Annotated in this window: 1 protein-coding gene and 2 pseudogenes; 1 reads left to right on the top strand and 2 read right to left on the bottom strand. The window is 43.4% G+C overall.

What is annotated here, in order from left to right:
* Together K0778_RS28750 and K0778_RS26115 are read right to left on the bottom strand one after the other, a co-directional pair.
* Positions 1–118: pseudogene (locus K0778_RS28750) on the bottom strand (hypothetical protein); the annotation flags it as partial.
* Positions 117–359: pseudogene (locus tag K0778_RS26115) on the bottom strand (hypothetical protein); the annotation flags it as partial. The pseudogenes K0778_RS28750 and K0778_RS26115, both read right to left, overlap by 2 nt.
* 896 nt (positions 360–1,255) lie before the next feature.
* Here K0778_RS26115 and K0778_RS26110 point away from each other — a divergent pair.
* On the top strand, positions 1,256–1,319 hold a 64-nt coding region (locus K0778_RS26110; RefSeq protein ID WP_001676991.1), incomplete at its 3' end, for an IS1 family transposase.

Genomic DNA, 1,319 nt, shown 5'->3' with positions numbered 1-1,319 from the left:
CGTCTTTCACCGAGGTTAACCGGCCACGGTTGTCATAGCGGCGGTAAAGGCTGATGCCTTCCTCGCGGTGGACCGCCGTCATCTGGCCGAAGCGGTCGTATTCATAACGGGTCTGGTAGTTCAAACCAGGTCACCACGCCTTTCACCCGGCGCTGTACTTCATCGCCCTGCCATATCGTCAGGTAGGCCATTTTGTCCAGCACCTGCGCAAATTCAAGGGAGAGAAACTGCTGGCTGACCAGGGAGAGATCGAGGGAAAAGAGCGAAGAGAGTGACTGGTTCAGATGAAAGGAAACCACCGCAAAAGCATCCGGCGGCAGGCCGTCCACTTCCAGTGTGAAACGTAATCCGGTTGACATAGCAACCTCCGTGAAAATGAATAATAATCCGCACATATTGCATGTACAACATGTCGGGCGGATGAGATAAGCGAGTCGACATCTGGCGTTACCGGGGAATATCAGAAAAATGTCATGGTTATGTGATGATTTAGTCTGGGATTTTACTTCAGAGAAACGGGTGTCTGTTTAGTCAACAAAATAATCACAAACGCAACGGATGGGTTCTCGACGTTATTCACGACAGGCTCGTACATTACAGCGAGTAATAAAAAACCTGATATGCAAAGTCAAACCAATATTCATAATGTCTTTTTATTCACAACAATAAATAATTCAATAACAATCATTGAAATGAATGATGGTTTGTATAAGGAATATACGCTACCGCTCCACCCTGATAACATGATCTGCACATTGCCATCTTAACGTCGTTAAACACTAGCTTAATAGTGGATATTTCAAATTAGGAATTTATTAAATTCACCTGATGAATATAATAAGCAAATAGCATAGAAAATAATGACAACTCCCCCGAGGGGACCATTTCCAAAGCACTGCACCACCACCTGGTGCCGGATGATCTTGCTTCAGTGGTAAGAGTACCTGATGCATTGTTCCCAAAATGGTGTTTTCCCCTGCCCCTCCAATAATGTGTAGCTCTCACTTGATAATCTATTGATTAGGTTATATTAAGAATCAACATTTAAAATACATCCATTTTCTTGAATAAATCAACATGTTTATTAATCAATTGCTGTTTTAGCTCTGACTCATCAAGCTCTCCATATTTGTCCTACAGATAATTGCGAATAAATACAGAGAACGCCATTTATCCTTTTAGCATACCTGCCGGATATTTGGTGATGCTGCCAACTTACTGATTTAGTGTATGATGGTGTTTTTGAGGTGCTCCAGTGGCTTCTGTTTCTATCAGCTGTCCCTCCTGTTCAGCTACTGACGGGGTGGTGCGTAACGGCA

Source organism: Escherichia sp. XD33 (assembly GCF_019375075.1).
Taxonomy (GTDB): Bacteria; Pseudomonadota; Gammaproteobacteria; order Enterobacterales; family Enterobacteriaceae; genus Enterobacter; species Enterobacter flexneri_A.
The sequence above is the reverse complement of the archived record's forward strand: the minus strand, read 5'-3'. Positions and strand labels throughout refer to the sequence as shown.